The 16,211-nt window shown below is 59.0% G+C and carries 13 protein-coding genes; 4 read left to right on the top strand and 9 right to left on the bottom strand.

The features are described from left to right. Positions 1–35 precede the first annotated feature (35 nt). Positions 36–1,232, top strand: coding sequence for a Bcr/CflA family multidrug efflux MFS transporter (locus ACTJJ6_RS05260; protein ID WP_015378537.1), 1,197 nt, complete (start codon positions 36–38; stop codon positions 1,230–1,232). Between the two features lie 594 nt (positions 1,233–1,826). Next, positions 1,827–2,171: a YejG family protein gene (locus tag ACTJJ6_RS05255; RefSeq protein ID WP_004935763.1), complete on the top strand. Its 345-nt coding sequence runs from the start codon at positions 1,827–1,829 to the stop codon at positions 2,169–2,171. Positions 2,172–2,179: 8 nt separating this feature from the next. Here ACTJJ6_RS05255 and yejF read toward each other — a convergent pair whose 3' ends face one another. The 8 genes from yejF to ACTJJ6_RS05215 all read right to left on the bottom strand — a co-directional run bounded on the left by yejF (position 2,180) and on the right by ACTJJ6_RS05215 (position 12,561). After that, positions 2,180–3,790 carry a microcin C ABC transporter ATP-binding protein YejF gene (gene yejF, locus ACTJJ6_RS05250; RefSeq protein ID WP_016926971.1) on the bottom strand — a complete coding sequence of 537 codons (1,611 nt, stop codon included), beginning with the start codon at positions 3,788–3,790 and terminating at the stop codon, positions 2,180–2,182. Position 3,791: 1 nt separating this feature from the next. After that, on the bottom strand, positions 3,792–4,817 hold the full coding sequence (locus ACTJJ6_RS05245) for an ABC transporter permease (protein WP_016926972.1): 1,026 nt from the start codon (positions 4,815–4,817) through the stop codon (positions 3,792–3,794). Further along, the gene (locus ACTJJ6_RS05240; RefSeq protein ID WP_016926973.1) at positions 4,814–5,905 is read right to left on the bottom strand and encodes a microcin C ABC transporter permease YejB; all 1,092 of its coding nucleotides are present in this window, start codon (positions 5,903–5,905) and stop codon (positions 4,814–4,816) included. The genes ACTJJ6_RS05245 and ACTJJ6_RS05240 overlap by 4 nt, the downstream gene beginning before the upstream one ends. 9 nt (positions 5,906–5,914) lie before the next feature. Beyond that, positions 5,915–7,723 carry an extracellular solute-binding protein gene (locus ACTJJ6_RS05235; protein WP_049300472.1) on the bottom strand — a complete coding sequence of 603 codons (1,809 nt, stop codon included), beginning with the start codon at positions 7,721–7,723 and terminating at the stop codon, positions 5,915–5,917. A gap of 89 nt (positions 7,724–7,812) precedes the next feature. Then, positions 7,813–9,399: a cyclic di-GMP phosphodiesterase gene (locus ACTJJ6_RS05230; protein WP_440803150.1), complete on the bottom strand. Its 1,587-nt coding sequence runs from the start codon at positions 9,397–9,399 to the stop codon at positions 7,813–7,815. A gap of 413 nt (positions 9,400–9,812) precedes the next feature. After that, the gene (mepS, locus tag ACTJJ6_RS05225) at positions 9,813–10,388 is read right to left on the bottom strand and encodes a bifunctional murein DD-endopeptidase/murein LD-carboxypeptidase (protein WP_025303553.1); all 576 of its coding nucleotides are present in this window, start codon (positions 10,386–10,388) and stop codon (positions 9,813–9,815) included. Between the two features lie 410 nt (positions 10,389–10,798). Continuing rightward, positions 10,799–11,509, bottom strand: coding sequence for a phosphatase PAP2 family protein (locus tag ACTJJ6_RS05220; RefSeq protein ID WP_049300473.1), 711 nt, complete (start codon positions 11,507–11,509; stop codon positions 10,799–10,801). 77 nt (positions 11,510–11,586) lie between these two features. Beyond that, positions 11,587–12,561, bottom strand: a complete 975-nt coding sequence (locus ACTJJ6_RS05215) for a CobW family GTP-binding protein (RefSeq protein ID WP_049300474.1) — start codon at positions 12,559–12,561, stop codon at positions 11,587–11,589. Between the two features lie 318 nt (positions 12,562–12,879). On the opposite strand from ACTJJ6_RS05215, the gene ACTJJ6_RS05210 reads away from it, so the two are divergent. Next, complete coding sequence (locus ACTJJ6_RS05210; protein WP_016926977.1) at positions 12,880–13,188, top strand: type 1 fimbrial protein; 309 nt, start codon at positions 12,880–12,882, stop codon at positions 13,186–13,188. Positions 13,189–13,250: 62 nt separating this feature from the next. On the opposite strand, the gene ACTJJ6_RS05205 is transcribed toward ACTJJ6_RS05210, so the two are convergent. Continuing rightward, complete coding sequence (locus tag ACTJJ6_RS05205; protein ID WP_049300475.1) at positions 13,251–14,723, bottom strand: mannitol dehydrogenase family protein; 1,473 nt, start codon at positions 14,721–14,723, stop codon at positions 13,251–13,253. A gap of 293 nt (positions 14,724–15,016) precedes the next feature. Between ACTJJ6_RS05205 and uxuA the strand changes: the two genes are divergently transcribed. Further along, positions 15,017–16,207 carry a mannonate dehydratase gene (uxuA, locus tag ACTJJ6_RS05200; RefSeq protein WP_049300476.1) on the top strand — a complete coding sequence of 397 codons (1,191 nt, stop codon included), beginning with the start codon at positions 15,017–15,019 and terminating at the stop codon, positions 16,205–16,207. Positions 16,208–16,211 lie beyond the last annotated feature (4 nt).

Here is a 16,211-nt window from a genome sequence, read left to right as displayed (position 1 = left end):
ATCATTGATTGCGGCCGATTAAGGAGTCGTGGAACGTGCAACAGAACCGAACCTCTCATCTCGGTTTGATTTTCATTCTGGGCCTGTTGTCCATGTTGATGCCGTTGGCCATCGACATGTACCTGCCCAGCATGCCGGTGATCGCCGCCCAGTTTGGCGTCGAGTCCGGCAGCGTGCAGATGACGCTCAGCGCCTATATGCTCGGCTTCGCCTTCGGGCAGCTGTTCTATGGGCCGATGTCGGACAGCATCGGCCGCAAGCCGGTGATCCTGTGGGGAACGCTGATCTTCGCCATCGCCGGCTGCGCCTGTGCCATGGCGCAGTCTATCGATCAGTTGATCGGGCTGCGTTTCCTGCACGGTTTGGCGGCGGCGGCCGCCAGCGTGGTGATCAACGCCCTGATGCGCGATATGTTCACCAAGGATGAGTTCTCGCGCATGATGTCGTTCGTCATTCTGGTGATGACCATTGCGCCGCTGCTGGCACCGATGATCGGCGGTGCGCTGTTGCTGTGGTTCAGCTGGCACGCCATCTTCTGGACCATGGGCGCCGCGGCGCTGATCGGTTCGCTGCTGGTAGCCTTGTTCATCAAGGAGACGTTGCCGAAAGAGCGGCGACAACGGTTCCACCTGCGCACCACGCTGGGCAACTTCGGTTCGCTGTTCCGCCATAAGCGGGTGCTGAGTTATATGTTGGCCAGCGCCTTCTCGTTTGCGGGCATGTTCTCGTTCCTCAGCGCCGGGCCGTTCGTCTACATCGAACTGAACCACGTTTCGCCGCAGCATTTCGGTTACTATTTTGCGCTGAACATCGTCTTCCTGTTCCTGACGACGCTGATCAACAGCCGCAACGTGCGGCGCTTCGGTGCGGTCAAGATGTTCAAGCTGGGGCTGCTGGTACAGTTGGCGATGGGGCTGTGGCTGATGGCGGTGAGCACCGTGGGCCTGGGATTCTGGGCGCTGGTGATCGGCGTTGCGGTCTATCTGGGGTGCATCGCGATGATCTCCTCCAACGCCATGGCGGTGATCCTGGATGATTTTCCGCATATGGCGGGCACCGCTTCTTCCCTGGCCGGCACGTTGCGCTTCAGCATCGGTGCGCTGGTGGGGGCGGTGCTGTCGATGGCGCCGGGCAAAAGCGCTTGGCCAATGGTCACCTCGATGGCGCTGTGCAGCATCGTGGCGGTGCTGTTCTATGTTTACGCGAGCCGGCCGCGCGATCGCGCAGCCTGATGTTCTCCCGATGCGGGGCGTGTCGCTCCGCATCGTCACGGGGTTGCGCCCTGCCATTTCAGGGGGCAACCGGCAATGAAAAATTTGTTGCTAAATATACGCAAGCTAATTAATTGGCCGTTTTCCCATCTGTGTGCTTTTTGTTAAAAAAATCCGCCAGCGTGCCGCCCAATATTCCCCGAGTAGCGCGGCGCGCTGTTGGCTGAGCCGCGCGGGGGGTTTGTATTAGGGTTGATGTAAATCAAGGTATTAGCAACAGTGCCTGCGCTAACGTGACGGGTAAGATGTTTCTTCATTGTAAAAATATGGCGACGAAAAAGTAGTCGCATTGCAAGAAAAAAGAGTTGAGATCGCTGCGGGAAAGGGTTACATATAACGCAAAAATGCGAGCTGAGTCGCAAAATGCCGTGAAATAACACCGCACGGCGCGCCAAAAAGTGGCACGGCATCGGCAAGCACGGGGTCAGGTTAATGGCTTGCGGCAAAATTTACATTTAAATAACATTTGTGCGCGGCAGAGTCGGGAGTCAACGGCTATAACTTAGTAACCCTGTCAGGTAAAAGTGTTTCACCTTTTCAAACTAGGGATTTCATGTGGAGAGTATCCAACTTTCGGTAGTGCATCGCTTGCCGCAAAGTTATCGTTGGCTATCCGGTTTCACCGGCGTGAAGGTCGAACCGATTCCGTTTAACGGAATAGACGAAGATAACAACCTGATTGGGCTGAAGTTGCTCAGCCATGAAGGAGCCGAGGCCTGGCAGGTCATGCAACAGCTCAATCTGTCGTTGCAGGAGATTCAGGTCGACTGTGCGATCGTCGAATGGGAAGGGGAACCTTGCCTGTTCGTGCAGCGCAGCGACGAGAGCGCCACCATGTGCCGCCTGAAAAACGTCGGTGCCGCGATCGCCGAACCGCTCAGCGCGCAATACCCCTTCTGAATTCGCCGCTAATCCGCCAACTGCAGCAGTTGACGGGTATAGTCGGCCGCGGGCGCCGCGAAAATCGCCCGGCAGTCTCCCTGTTCAACCACTTCCCCCTGTCGCAGTACGATGACCTGGTGACATAGCGAACGCACCACCTGCAGGTCATGGCTGATGAACAGATATGCCAACCGATGGCGTTGCTGCAGCGATTTCAGCAGCGTCAGGATTTGCGCCTGCACCGATTTATCCAGTGAAGAGGTCGGCTCGTCGAGGATCAGCAGCTGCGGCTGCAGGATCAGCGCGCGCGCGATGGCGATGCGCTGGCGTTGGCCGCCGGAGAACTCGGTGGGATAGCGGTGGCGAAGTTGCGGATCCAGGCCGACTTCCCGCAACACCTCGATCACGCGTTGTTCCCGCTGCTCGGGGCTAAGTCGCTGGTGCACCTCCAGCCCCTCGGCGATGATCTGCTGCACGCTCAGGCGCGGATTCAGTGCGGAATAAGGATCCTGGAAGACGATTTGCATTCGGCTGCGGTAGGGCAGCATCTGTTTCATCGTGAGCGGGTGCAGCGGTTCGCCGTCGAACCAGATGGCGCCCTGCGAGGCCAGCAGACGCAATAGCGCAAGCCCGGTGGTGCTTTTACCCGAGCCGGATTCTCCCACCAGCCCGACGCTTTCCCCGGCGCGCAGCTCGAAACTCAATGATTTCAATGCATAATGATAATCCACCGTGCGGCGCAGCAGGCCACGCCGAATGGGGAAGCGCACCTGCAGATCTTCCACCTTGAGCAGCGGCCGCTCGTCACCGGAGCGCGCGTTGGCCGCGGCAGGCAACGGCAGCGGCTCACCGACGTCTTCGGCGGCCAGCAACTGCTGCGTGTAGGGATGCTGCGGCCGGCTGAACAGCTGCGCGCGGCCGTTTTGCTCTACGCAGCGCCCCTGGCGCATCACCGCCACGTTGTCCGCCAGGCGGCGCACGATATTCAGATTATGGGTGATGAACAGCAACCCCATGCCCATCTCTTGCTTCAGCTCTTGCAGCAGCGTCAGGATCTGCGCCTGGATAGTCACGTCGAGCGCGGTGGTGGGCTCGTCGGCGATCAGCAGTTTCGGGCGGGTCAACACCGCCATGGCGATCATCACCCGCTGGCGTTCGCCGCCGGACAGCTGATGCGGGTAATCCTGCAGCCGGCTCTTGGCCTGACGGATGCCGACGCGCTCCAGGCATTCGACGATCTCTGCGCGCGCGGCTTCGCGCCGCAGGCCGCGGTGCAGCATCAGCACTTCCGCCAGTTGCTTCTCGATGGTGTGCAGCGGATTGAGCGACACCATCGGTTCCTGAAAGATCATCGCGATCTGATTGCCGCGCACCTTGCGCAGTGCCGCTTCCGGCGCATGCAACAACGACTCGCCGTTGAACAGAATATCGCCGGCAGGGTAAACCACCGGCGGCGCGGGCAGCAGACGCAGTATCGACAGGGCGGTGACGCTTTTGCCGGAGCCGGATTCCCCTACCAGCGCCAGCGTTTCCGCCGGCGCTATTTGCAGCGAGAGTTCGTTGACCACCGGCGTGACGGTGTCGCCCTGGCGGAAGGCGATGCTGAGATCCTGAATAGCGAGCAAAGGAGTGGCCATATCAATGCGCCTTGCTGGGGTCAAAGGCGTCGCGCACCGCTTCGCCGATAAAGATTAATAACGACAGCAGCACTGCCAATACCAGGAATGCGGTGATGCCGAGCCACGGCGCCTGCAGATTGTTTTTGCCTTGCAGCAGCAATTCGCCGAGCGACGGCGAGCCTATCGGCAGACCGAAACCGAGGAAATCGAGCGACGTCAGGGTGGTGATCGAGCCGCAGAGGATAAACGGCAGGAAGGTCAGCGTCGCCACCATGGCGTTGGGCAGCATATGGCGGGACATGATTACCCGATCCGGCACGCCCATGGCGCGCGCGGCGCGGATATAGTCAAAATTGCGGGTGCGCAGGAATTCGGCGCGCACCACGCCCACCAGGCTCATCCAGCCGAACAGGATGGTGATGCCGAGCAGCCACCAGAAATTGGGCTGGACGATGCTAGACAGCAGAATGATCAGAAACAGCGTCGGCATGCCCGACCACACTTCGATAAAGCGTTGCCCCCACAGATCGAAACGCCCGCCGTAATACCCCTGCGTCGCGCCGACGCACACGCCGATCAGGCTGGAAAACAGCGTCAGCGCCAGGCCGAAAAGCATCGAAATGCGAAAACCGTACAGCACCCGGGCCAGCACGTCGCCGCCGTTGCTGTCGGTGCCCAGCAGGTTGTGCCGCGAAGGCGGCGAAGGGAAGGGCACCTCGGTGGCGAAGTTGATGGTGTCGTAACTGAAGCGGATCGGTGCCCAGACCGCCCAGCCGTGCCGTTCGATCTGCCGCTGCACGAACGGATCCTGATAGTCGGCTTCGGTATTCAGTTCGCCGCCGAAGGTGGTTTCGCTGTAGCTAATCATAAACGGCAGGTACAACCGGCCTTCATAACGCACCAACAGCGGTTTGTCGTTGGCGATCAGATCGGCGGCCAGGCTCAGGGTGAATAGCACCAAAAAGATCCACAGCGACCAGTAGCCGCGGCGGTTGCGGCGAAAACGCGCCCAGCGCGCCTGGTTGATCGGGCTAAGGCGGCTCATTGGCGGGCCTCGAAGTCAATGCGCGGATCGACCAGGGTGTAGGTGATATCGCTGAGGATATTCAACAGCAGGCCGATCAGGGTGAAGATATACAGCGTGCCGAACATCACCGGGTAGTCGCGCTGCAGCGTGGCGTCGTAACCCAGCAGCCCCAGGCCGTTGAGCGAGAACATCACCTCAATCAGCAGTGAGCCGGTGAAGAACATGCTGATAAAGGTGGCTGGAAAACCGGCGATCACCAGCAGCATGGCGTTGCGGAACACGTGGCGGTACAAGATTTTTTTCTCGTCCAGCCCTTTGGCACGGGCGGTGGTGACGTACTGTTTGCGGATCTCGTCGAGGAACGCGTTTTTGGTCAGCATGGTCAGGGTGGCGAAGCCGCCGATCACCGTCGCCAGCACCGGCAGGGTGATATGCCACAGATAGTCGGCGATCTTCGCCGGCCATGAGAGGGTGTCGAAGTTGCTCGATACCAGGCCGCGCAGCGGGAACCAGTCCAGGTAGCTGCCGCCGGCGAACAGCACGATCATCAGAATGGCGAACAGAAAAGCCGGAATGGCGTAGCCGATGATAATCAGCGTGCTGCTCCAGGTATCGAACGCGCTGCCGTTGTGGACGGCCTTGCGGATGCCGAGCGGGATCGACACCAGATAGATGATCAGCGTGCTCCAGAGGCCCAACGTGATGGAGACCGGCAGGCTCTGGCCGATCAGCTGCATCACCGAAGCGCCGCGAAACAGGCTGTCGCCGAAGTCGAAGCGCATATAGTTCCACAGCATGGTGAAGTAGCGCTCGTGCAGCGGTTTGTCGAAACCGTAACGTTGGGTGATCTCGGCGATCACCTCCGGATCCAGGCCGCGCGAACCGCGATATTGGCCGTCGCCAGCCGCGATGCCCGTCCGGGCGTGGCCCAGGCCTTCGCCGACACCGCCGCTGCCAAACCCGCTGCCGTGCCCGAGCTCGATGGCGGCGATGGCCTGATCGACCGGACCGCCGGGGGCGATTTGCACGATAAAAAAGTTGATGGTGATGATCGCCCACAGCGTGGGGATCACCAATAACAGTCTGCGTATCAGATAGGCCGCCATTCCGACTCCTTATTGCCGCTGAGCCGGTAAGCGCGCCGCCTTGTTGACGTCGTACCACCAGTTGTCGAAGCCGATCGCATAGGCCGGGCGAATCGACGGCGTGGAGAATTTGTCCCAATAGGCGTAGCGGTCGTGGTTGGAGTACCACATCGGCAGCATGTAGTTGTTCCAGGTCAGCACCCGGTCCAGCGCGCGGCCGAGCGGCAAGAGGGCTTTTTCGTCGCCCTGATGGGCGGCGATTTGCCTGACCAGGCTGTCGACCGCCGGATCTTTGACGCCGGGGGTGTTATAGCTGGAATCAATGTACTGCGAATCCCACAGAATTTGCAGATCGGCGCTGGGGAACGGCATCGCCATATACACCGTCGACATCATGTCGAAATCGCGCTCGCGCATGCGGCGGGTGTACTGAGAGGCGTCAATCTCGCGGATTTGCATCTCGATGCCCAACCGTTGCAGGTTGTGGCGGAACGGCAGCACGTACTGGAAGTTGCTGCCGCTCAGCAACATCAGTTCAAAGGTGAACGGCTGGCCGGTTTTGGCGTTGACCAGCTTTTGATTTTTGACCACCCAACCGGCTTCTTTCAGCAGTTGGGTCGCCTTCAGCAGGTTTTGTCGATCGTTGCCGCTACCGTCGGAGGAGGGCGGTTGGTAGATGCTGGTAAATACCTCCGGCGGTATCTGGCCCTTGAGCGGTGCCAGCAAGGCCAGTTCAGCGGCGTCCGGGTAGCCGCGGGCGGCGTAGGCGGTGTTTTGGAAATAGCTGTCGGCGCGCTGATAGGCGTTGTAATACAGCGCCTTGTTCATCCAGTTAAAATCGAAAGCCAGGCCGATCGCTTCCCGTATCCGACGATCGGCGAACAGCGGTTTTTGCAGATTGAACGCCAGCCAGCGGGTATTCTGCGCCGCCTGGTTGGTCTCGTCTTGCTTGATGATGTAGTTGCGCGCGAAGTTGCCGCCCTGATATTGGGTGGCCCAGCTTTTGGGCGACGGCTCGATGCGGAAATCGTAAGCGCCGGCCTTGAAGGCTTCCAGCGATACCTTATCGTCCAGGTAATAATCGTAACGAATGCTGTCGAAGTTGTAGCGGCCGCGGTTCACCGGCAGATTGGCGGCCCAGTAGTCGCGCACCCGCTGATAGATGATGTACTGGCCGAGGCGGTAATCGCCGATTTTATACGGGCCGCTGGCGAGCGGCGGGGTGCTGAGCGGTTCGTTGAGCTTATGGTTTTTCCAGAAGCTTTCCGGCAATACGCGCAGGCTGAGCAGACTGAGGATTTGCTCACGGTTCGCCTTAGGCAGCTCGATGCGCACCGTCAGCCGGGAAATGGCCTTGACCGTGACGCCTTTGTAATAGGAGCGAAACTGCGGCACGCCTTCGGCCATGAATTTATTGAAGGTAAAGGCCACGTCGGCGGCGGTGATCGGGCTGCCGTCCTGGAAGCGGGCGCGGGCGTTGATATCCAATTCCATCCAGCGCATGTCGGCCGGGAAACGGGCCGATTCGGCAATCAGCGGGTAATAGCTGCCGGGTTCGTCGTCGGAGTTGGTGAACAGCGTATCGTACAGCTCCATCGTGCGCTCGCCGGGCACGCCGCGGGTAGCGAAGCGGTTGAAGTTGTCGTAGGTGCCGATGGCCGCCAGCCGCACGTCGCCGCCCTTGGGCGCCGCCGGGTTGACGTAGTCGAAATGGCTGAAGTCGGTGGCGTATTTCGGTTCACCGAGAAGGGCGAAAGCGTAGCTTTCGTTGAGGGCTTCGGCCCGCAGACCGAAGCTCAGTGCCGAGAGCACCAGAGCAGCGAAAATGCGCACGGACATCAGACGGTAAGCTCCTGCTGTGGAATAAAGTACAGCCTGCGCCCAGCATAACATTCTTCGGGCGGGCGCAGGGTAAAGATGCTTAAAGATTAACTATTTTTTTCCTGATAATCAAAGACCTGATGAGCATTGCAGTAAGCGACGAAATCATCGATGCTCAGCGGCTTGCTGAAGTAGTACCCCTGCATGAAGTTGACGCCGTGCTCTTGCAGGAACTGCATCTGCTCGGCGGTTTCCACGCCCTCGGCCACTGTCAGCATTTTCAGCTTTTTCGCCAGCGAGATCACCGCATCCAGCACCGGCGCGGTGACCGTATCCTGGCCGATGGTGTTGACGAAGCCACGGTCAATCTTCAGATAATCCATGGTGAAGCGCTCAAGATAGATCAACGCGCTGTGCCCGGTGCCAAAATCGTCCACTGCGATCTCGATGCCCTGTTTGTGCAGCCAGTCAAACTCCGCCAGCGCGCTCTCTTCTTCCACCATGCCGCGTTCGGTGATTTCAAACACCAGCGTAAAGTAATCGCCCGGCAGCTGCGTCAACAGTTCATACACGTCCTGGTGGAACGACGGCGCGCTGAGGTGGGCGGGGGAAATGTTGAGGCCAACTTTACCTCTCCGTGGCAGCGCTTTGGCGAGCTGTGGCACATCTTCGGCGATCAGCCTGAACAGGTGGCGGGTAAGCGGCACGATCAGCCCGTTGCTTTCGGCGTAGGGGATAAAGACATCGGGCGGAATACGGCCCTCGATCGGATGCTGCCAGCGGATCAGCGCTTCCAGCCCGCCGATGCTGTTGCTGTCGGTGTGGAACACCGGCTGGTATTCGATAAAGAACTCGTTGCGCTTGATGCCACGCAGCAGCGCGCGTTCCGGGCTTTGCCGCAGCAGCAGCATGTAGTAGCAGAGTACGCCGGTCATCAATGACAGCACCAAGCTGCCCAGCAGCGTCAGGCGAATGTCGTTGGGGGTCAGTTTCTCGTTGTAGAACAGGATGGTCAGCGGCAGATTGGGCAGCGTCAGGTTATCCGCCTTGCCCTTCGGCAGCTGATTGACCGGCATCAGGTTCGGGCTGAAAGTGGTCAGCGCGCGGTTGCCCATCACGATGGCGATGCCCGGCGCCTGTTCGTCGTGCGAGGTGAACAGCAGGTAGGGCATCAGATCGATGTCCAGCGTAGCGAGGATGCCGGTGGCCTTTTCGCCGGGATGCCGCAGCCAAACCGCAACCGCCGGTTTGTTTGGCACCATCGGCGTACCCTGCTGCAGCTTGAGATCCAGAGGCAGATCCCAGTCGATATCCTGGTAGATATTTTTCATCGGCAACATCATGTCGCCCGTGGCGGAGGAGCAATAGGCGTAACCGTCCTTCACCAACAGGAAGGTGCGCACGCCGCTGGTAAAGGCCGCCTGGTAGGTAATGTCCGACTGGCTGGAGAGGCAAGGCTTGTCCAGCAGCGGCATCATTTGCCGCATCACCGCCGTCAGATGCGAGATATAACCCAGCGTGAACTTTTGCGTGCGCGCTTCGACCTTATGTTGATATTGCGTGCGCTGGTGATTGATCAAAGAAAGCGTGACCGCGGTGAATAGCGTAAAAAATACCAGGGCGGCGACACCGCTTTTGGCCAGGCTGCGTTGTCGGTGAGACACGCTGCGGGCGAAAGCTCTTTTCAAGCCCATAACCGAGCCCTCTGCAACAGGGCGTCAGGCGTGTCGCGCAGCCAGTTAATGGATTGTGCCAGCGGCTTTTTTTTCATTTTTGCCTTTTTATCCCGTACCAACCGGCGGCGCCGTTTAAATATGCGGCGTCGCCGACAGAAATATCATGCGCATAATATCAGCGGAAACGTTTTAAATAACGCCGGGGCGCCGTTGCCGTCATCTGACGATAATAGGCGAGTTTTTCCTCGACGGCGCGATTTCCTGCCAACAGTTTATCAAAATAACGACGTGCGGCAGTGTTAAGTGGGGAACGGTGACGATAAGGCAGGGATCAATCTTGATGATACCCGTTCGACAGCCCAAAAAAAACGCCGCCCGTGGGCGGCGCTTATCGCTCGTTTGGTATTCAGGATCTTCAGGGCGTTGCGCCGTCAGCCGTTGGTCAGCACCCGGCGCGCTTCTCGATAACGTTTATTCCAATAGTTATCGGTCAGCTTGGAAATCATGACCCCACTGCTGGTGGAGGCGTGAACGAACTGATCGTTGCCTAAATAGATGCCGACATGGCGCCCGGTAGAACCGGCGCGGAACAGCACCAAATCGCCGGCGCGCAGCTTGGTGCGCTGGATTTTCTTGCCGAGATCTTCCTGTTCATAGGTTGAACGCGGTAAATCCATGCCGAACTGTTCGCGGAAGGTGCGCTGCACAAACGCCGAGCAATCGATGCCGCGCTTGGTGTCACCGCCTAAGCGGTAGCGAACGCCTTTCCAGTCCGCGTACTGATCCATAATCTTTGACTTGACGTCAACGTTGCGGACCATCGCTTCGAATTCATCCTGAGAGGCTTGCAGTAAAAGACCGTCTTTGTCATTAACTGCACGCATCTCAGTTTGTGCGTTATTCAAGTTCGAAGTGTGAGTCGAGCTGCACGCTGACAGCATAACCGCAGCGGCAATTGCAGGGACTACCCGCAAAAAATATCTCAGAAACGGTTGAGATTTGACCATTGTTGTTGTTTTCCCTTGAAGTCCTTAACGACGAAAGTCGCTACCTGAAAAATGCCAAACGAAACGAGCCTAGTCCGCACCTGTTGCATCGACAACCAGTTACCGTTGAAAACGTGCGAGAACGCACATTTTTATCGGATTTCATACTGATTCGACTTAAACCAGGCACAAACGCATCTGAGATTACCGGAACCAATAGGGGATTGCGAGCCTTTTTCCCGTCTTTTTTATATGAATTTGTGATGTAACATAATGTAAATCTTCATATAAAAAACGCCAATTGTCCGATGTATGAATCTGGCGTGAAATCAGGTTGCAAAAGCGTTAACGAACGGCGGGGAAATTTTTGCGCGCGGCGAGGGGGAGAGGACGGGAGGCGGGCGCCTCCCGGAATGAGTCATAGACACAAATTATGGTTGGCCGGGGCGGTGCTTGCCGGGCAACAGGCGATTCAACCGATCGACGATCCAGTCGCTGCAAGGCGTCATCAGCACCCAGCTGGCGCCAACCAGCACTACGGACAATGAGCCGACGGCGATATCGGTAAACCAGTGGGCGCCAATCATCACGCGCGGCAATGAGAAGACCACCGTAATCAGCAGGGCGACGGCGAAGGCGCCGCGGCCGAAATAGCGCAGCATAAAGCAGGAAAAAATAATCAGCATCATGCCGTGGTCGCCGGGGAAGCTGTCGCCAGAAGCGTCCTTGGTGGGGATGCCGGTCAGCTCGCTGACGCGATGGATATTGTCAAAGGTCAGGGTGGGGCTTGGATGTTTCACCGGCAGCAGGTGGCCAAGCTGGTTCAGCACCACGGCGGTCAGCAGCATCACCACGCCGGTGATCACCAGGCGGCGGCGGCCGGCGGCGTCCTGCTTCAGATAAAAGTACAGATACAGCAGCCCCATGGCGAGCAGCGAGATCGCGTCGAACGCGCGGTTGTTGGTGATGGCGACCAGATGCAAAAACGCCGGGTCGGTGGCCAGATGGCGGTTAAAGAAGAAGAAGATCGCCGAATCCAGGGTAAACCAGCCGCCGTGATTGGCCGGCAGGAACCAGGACAGAAACAGCGCAACGCCCAGTAAATTGAAGAAGAGAATGAAGGGTAAATTGCGGCGTGTCATGACATAACCTGTTGGAAAAATGAAAACGAAATAAAACCCGGCTACCCTGCGGCAACCGGGGGGCAACGGTACGGGGTCTAACTTAAACGAATCTTAAACAAGGCGGATTGCAGGGCATTCCAATCGGCATTTTCGCTGTGGATAAGCTCAATTCGGCTGTCGAGCGGCGCGACCGGGCGGGTTTCGATGTTGAGATCCTGCCCCTGACGATTGATCAGCAATGTGCCTTCGGGGATGCGCACCACGCCTTTGGCGCGTTCGACCGGCGCGAGTCGCACCCATTCCATGAAACCGACGGTGTCGAACCGGGTATCGCCGTCAAAAATCCAGCCGCAGCTGGTGAAGCCTTGCCCTTCATTCAACGCTCGCCGCCAGCGGGCGTGCTCCGGCAGCCGCAGCGCCGCCAGCCCCTGCTTTTTCGCCTGACCATGATGATGCTGTGCGTCCGGCAATTCTGTACGATTCGTGCGCGGAAGTGACAACAGCGCGACATCCGTTTCGCCTTGCGCGATGGCGTAGCAGGGCCGCTGCAGCGGGTCTTGCGCCCTCCAGGCCTCCAGCGCCCGCCTGTCTTCCGGCTGATAGGTGTCGCTTTTGCTGGCCAAAATAACGTCGGCCGCGGCCAGCTGATCGCGGAAGTTTTCGTTGTCGCGGTAGCGGGGCTGGCTGAGCTGGCGGGCATCCAGCAGGCACAGGGTGGCCTGCAGATCGATCCAGCCGGCATAACTCTCCTGGGTCAGCAGCGACAGGATTTGTTTCGGATGCCCGAGCCCGGTCGGCTCGATCAGCAGCCGGTCCGGTTTGGCCTGCTGCAACAGCATATTCAAGCCCACCTGCATCGGCAGGCCGTTGACGCAGCACATGCAGCCACCGGGGATCTCTTTGAGCACCGCGCCGCTGTCCGCCAGCAGCGCGCCGTCGATGCCAATCTCGCCGAATTCATTGACCAATACCGCCCAGCGTTCATGTTCGGGTTTATGAGCCAGCAAATGGCGGATAGTGGTGGTTTTACCGCTGCCGAGGAAACCGGTAATCAAATTGGTTTTGGTCATTAATCATTCCTGGCGCAAAAATTAACCTGCTTAATAAATGAGTTACGCAGCCGTATCGGTGAAACGACCGCGATTTAATTTGTGCTCTATCTCGCAAATTTTGCACGTCACCCTGCGCTTTTCAACCGATAAAATCCATCTTTCTTTGCAAGAAAATTCTTAGATAAAACCCTGTATTAGATACGGTTAACTTTTGTTAGTAGCTTGTTTTTACATTGTTAATGACGCGATTAACGATCAAATCCTGTCCCTTTCCTTGCGATTATTCCTAACAAGATCCTCTATGGTTAAATTGGCTTAACTAAAAATGAGGTTGCCATGAATGCCTTTCGGTTATTTTTGATCGTAGGAATGTTGTTTTCATGGACGGCAGTGAGTCATGCAGGCGTGGCCGGTGGGGTAATTCGCTTCGTCGGTTCTATCGTTGAAAGTCCTTGCACGGTCAAGATTGCAGATTCTAAGGCGAATACGCAATGTTACCGCAACGGCCAGCGTTATCAGGCCCAGCAAGCGTTGTCAGGTTTTGATGCTACACGCAAAGAACTTCCGCTAAATCTAGGCACAACCGAAATGAAGTGGGTGGACCAACAGAAGAAACTCGCTGTTATGACGGTCGTTTATCGTTAAGTCGTTCCGCCATGCCGGCGTAACGTTACGCCGGCATGGTTATTCTCGGCCCTGCAGGCTCCTCACCGCATCACCCACTCCTTCACCGTTTCACGCGCGCCGCGATCGCGCAGCGATAAATAGGCTTGCGTCACCGCGTCGGTAAATGCCGCATGCGCCGCCAGCGCTTCGCCGAATACCGATTTCAACGCCAACAGCGCCGCTACGCGCCGCCGATCGTCCGGCGTTGCGGCGATCGTCTGCTTCAGCACGTCTGCCAGCGGATCGCGAATGTCGATCGGCTCACCGGCGTCATCGACGCCGCCGACGTAACGCATCCAGCCCGCCACGCCCAGCGCCAGCCCGCTATAGTCGCCACCGTGCCGCAGATGCCAGCGCACGGCGTCCAGCAGGCGCTGCGGCAGCTTTTGCGTGCCGTCCATGGCGATCTGCCAGGTGAGGTGTTGCAGCGCCGGATTGCTAAAGCGCGCGATGAGCTGCGCGGCGTAGTCGGGCAGGCTGATGCCGGTGACGCTCAGCGTCGGCGCCTGTTCGTCCAGCATCAACCGCAGGGCGGCGCGGCGGTAGTGCTCATCCGCCATGCACTCGTTGATATAGCGGTAGCCGCCCAGGTAGCCTAAGTAAGCCAGGAACGAGTGGCTGCCGTTCAGCATGCGCAGTTTCATGTGTTCAAACGGCAGCACATCGCTGACCAACTGGGCGCCGGCCAACTCCCACGCCGGGCGTCCGGCGGTGAAGTTGTCTTCCACTACCCATTGAATGAAGGGCTCGCAGGCGATGGCGCATTCGTCGCGCACGCCGCCCAGCGCGGCGGCGATCTCATCCAGCGTGGCCGGCGTGGCGGCCGGCACGATGCGATCCACCATGGTGCAGGGGAAGGTGGCGGCGGTGGCGATCCAGTCGGCGAGCGACGGATCCCGCGCCTGCGCCAGATCGAGCACCGCCCGGCGCAACACGTGGCCGTTCTCCGGAATATTGTCGCAGGAAAGCAGGGAGAAGGCGGGCAGGCCGCGTTCGCGCCGCAACCGCAGCGCTTCCACCAAAATGCCGGGCGCGGTCTGCGGCTGATGCGGCCACGCCAGATCGGCGACGATCCCCGAATGCTGTCGATCCAACCGTCCGCTGCCGGGTTCGATGCAGTAGCCTTTTTCGGTGATGGTCATCGAGACGATCGCCACCTGCGGTTCGGCCAGCTTCTCCAGCACCGCGGCGATGCCCTCCAGCTTGCGGTGCAGGCTCTCATGCACCGCGCCGACCACGATGGCCTGATGGCCGTCCGCGCCTTTCTCCAGCACGCTGTACAGATGATCCTGTTGCCGCAGCGCCTCAAACAGCGGCACGCCGCCGGAAAGACTGATCTCGCAAATGCCCCAGTCGCCGCCGTGGGCGTTCAGCACCCGATCGGTCAGCAGCGCCTGATGCGCGCGGTGGAACGCGCCGAAGCCAAGGTGCACGATGCGGCTGCGCAGGGCCCGGCGGTCATAGCCCGGCTGCCGGACGGCGCCGGGCAGCGGGGTGTTGGCGATCGTTTTCATCTCATCTCCAAAGCGTGTAAGACAGCTGGCGGGCCACTTGCGCCAAGTTAGCAGACCAGTTTTCTGCCACATAGACAGGGTGGCGCCGGCGATAAAAAACTGCGACCAGTGTAAGGATGTCGGCCGGTTAAAGGAATTGGTCAGCCCAAAATAAGCCAGAAGCGTGAAGTGGATCAACCAATGAGGGGTTCGGTTTTGACAGCGCGTGGCGAAAGAGTAAGTTAAAGATAACTGACATCTAAATTAAACTGGTATAACAGCATTGCGGTGCGAGACAGGCATAAGGACAATACATGGAACAAACATGGCGTTGGTATGGCCCGAACGATCCGGTTTCTTTGGACGACGTGCGTCAGGCCGGGGCGACCGGGGTGGTGACGGCGCTGCATCATATCGCGAACGGCGAAGTCTGGCCGATCGATGAGATCCGCGCGCGCCAGACGTTACTGGCGGAAAAAGGACTGGTGTGGTCGGTGGTCGAGAGCGTGCCGGTGCATGAGGAAATCAAAACTCACAGCGGTGACTGGCAGCGGCATATCGCCCATTACCAGCAGACGCTGCGCAACCTGGCGGCCTGCGGCATCGATACCGTCTGCTACAACTTCATGCCGATCCTCGACTGGACGCGCACCGATCTGGCCTATTCGCTGCCGGACGGCGCCAAAGCGCTGCGTTTCGATCAGATCGCCTTCGCCGCGTTCGAGCTGCATATCCTGCAGCGCGCCGGCGCCGAGGCTGACTATACGCCGCAAGAGCGCAGTCAGGCGGCAGCCTATTTCGCCGCCATGAGCGAGGAGGAGAAAGCCACGCTGACGGGCAATATCATCGCCGGGCTGCCTGGGGCGGAAGAAGGTTATACGCTGGAGCAGTTCCGCCGCCGCCTGGCGGAATACGACGGCATCGACAAGGCGCAGCTGCGCGAAAACATGGCGGCCTTTCTGCGCGCCATCGTGCCGGTGGCGGAAGAGGCCGGCATCCGGCTGGCGGTGCATCCCGACGATCCGCCGCGGCCGATCCTCGGCCTGCCGCGCATCGTCTCCACGATTGAAGACATGCAGTGGCTGAAGCAGACCGTCGACAGCATTCATAACGGCTTCACCCTGTGCACCGGTTCCTACGGCGTGCGCGCCGACAACGATCTGGTGCGGATGATTGAAACCTTCGGCGATCGCATTCACTTTACCCACCTGCGCGCCACCTGCCGCGAGGAGAACCCGAAAAGCTTCCACGAGGGGGCGCATCTGCAGGGCGATGTGGACATGGTGGCGGTGATCGAAGCGATCCTGACCGAAGAACTGCGTCGGCAGCGGGCGGGCGATCGGCGGCCGATCCCGATGCGCCCCGATCATGGGCATCAGATGCTGGACGATTTGAAAAAGAAAACCAATCCGGGCTATTCGGCCATCGGGCGGTTGAAAGGGCTGGCGGAGCTGCGCGGCGTCGAGCTGGCGCTCAAGCGGCGCTTTTTCCCGGAATTGCCGTAGCGGA

The sequence above is a fragment of the Serratia sp. 22278 genome (genome assembly GCF_052045405.1).
Taxonomy (GTDB): domain Bacteria; phylum Pseudomonadota; class Gammaproteobacteria; order Enterobacterales; family Enterobacteriaceae; genus Serratia; species Serratia marcescens.
Note: the sequence above shows the minus strand (reverse complement) of the source record. Positions and strands in the feature narration are given on the sequence as shown.

Excerpts from the sequence above, each read along its gene's own strand:
- yejF (WP_016926971.1), bottom strand. The coding sequence starts at position 3,790 with ATGGCCACTCCTTTGCTCGCTATTCAGGATCTCAGCATCGCCTTCCGC.
- ACTJJ6_RS05245 (WP_016926972.1), bottom strand. The coding sequence starts at position 4,817 with ATGAGCCGCCTTAGCCCGATCAACCAGGCGCGCTGGGCGCGTTTTCGC.
- ACTJJ6_RS05240 (WP_016926973.1), bottom strand. The coding sequence starts at position 5,905 with ATGGCGGCCTATCTGATACGCAGACTGTTATTGGTGATCCCCACGCTG.
- ACTJJ6_RS05235 (WP_049300472.1), bottom strand. The coding sequence starts at position 7,723 with ATGTCCGTGCGCATTTTCGCTGCTCTGGTGCTCTCGGCACTGAGCTTC.
- ACTJJ6_RS05230 (WP_440803150.1), bottom strand. The coding sequence starts at position 9,399 with ATGGGCTTGAAAAGAGCTTTCGCCCGCAGCGTGTCTCACCGACAACGC.
- mepS (WP_025303553.1), bottom strand. The coding sequence starts at position 10,388 with ATGGTCAAATCTCAACCGTTTCTGAGATATTTTTTGCGGGTAGTCCCT.
- ACTJJ6_RS05220 (WP_049300473.1), bottom strand. The coding sequence starts at position 11,509 with ATGACACGCCGCAATTTACCCTTCATTCTCTTCTTCAATTTACTGGGC.
- ACTJJ6_RS05215 (WP_049300474.1), bottom strand. The coding sequence starts at position 12,561 with ATGACCAAAACCAATTTGATTACCGGTTTCCTCGGCAGCGGTAAAACC.
- ACTJJ6_RS05210 (WP_016926977.1), top strand. The coding sequence starts at position 12,880 with ATGAATGCCTTTCGGTTATTTTTGATCGTAGGAATGTTGTTTTCATGG.
- ACTJJ6_RS05205 (WP_049300475.1), bottom strand. The coding sequence starts at position 14,723 with ATGAAAACGATCGCCAACACCCCGCTGCCCGGCGCCGTCCGGCAGCCG.
- uxuA (WP_049300476.1), top strand. The coding sequence starts at position 15,017 with ATGGAACAAACATGGCGTTGGTATGGCCCGAACGATCCGGTTTCTTTG.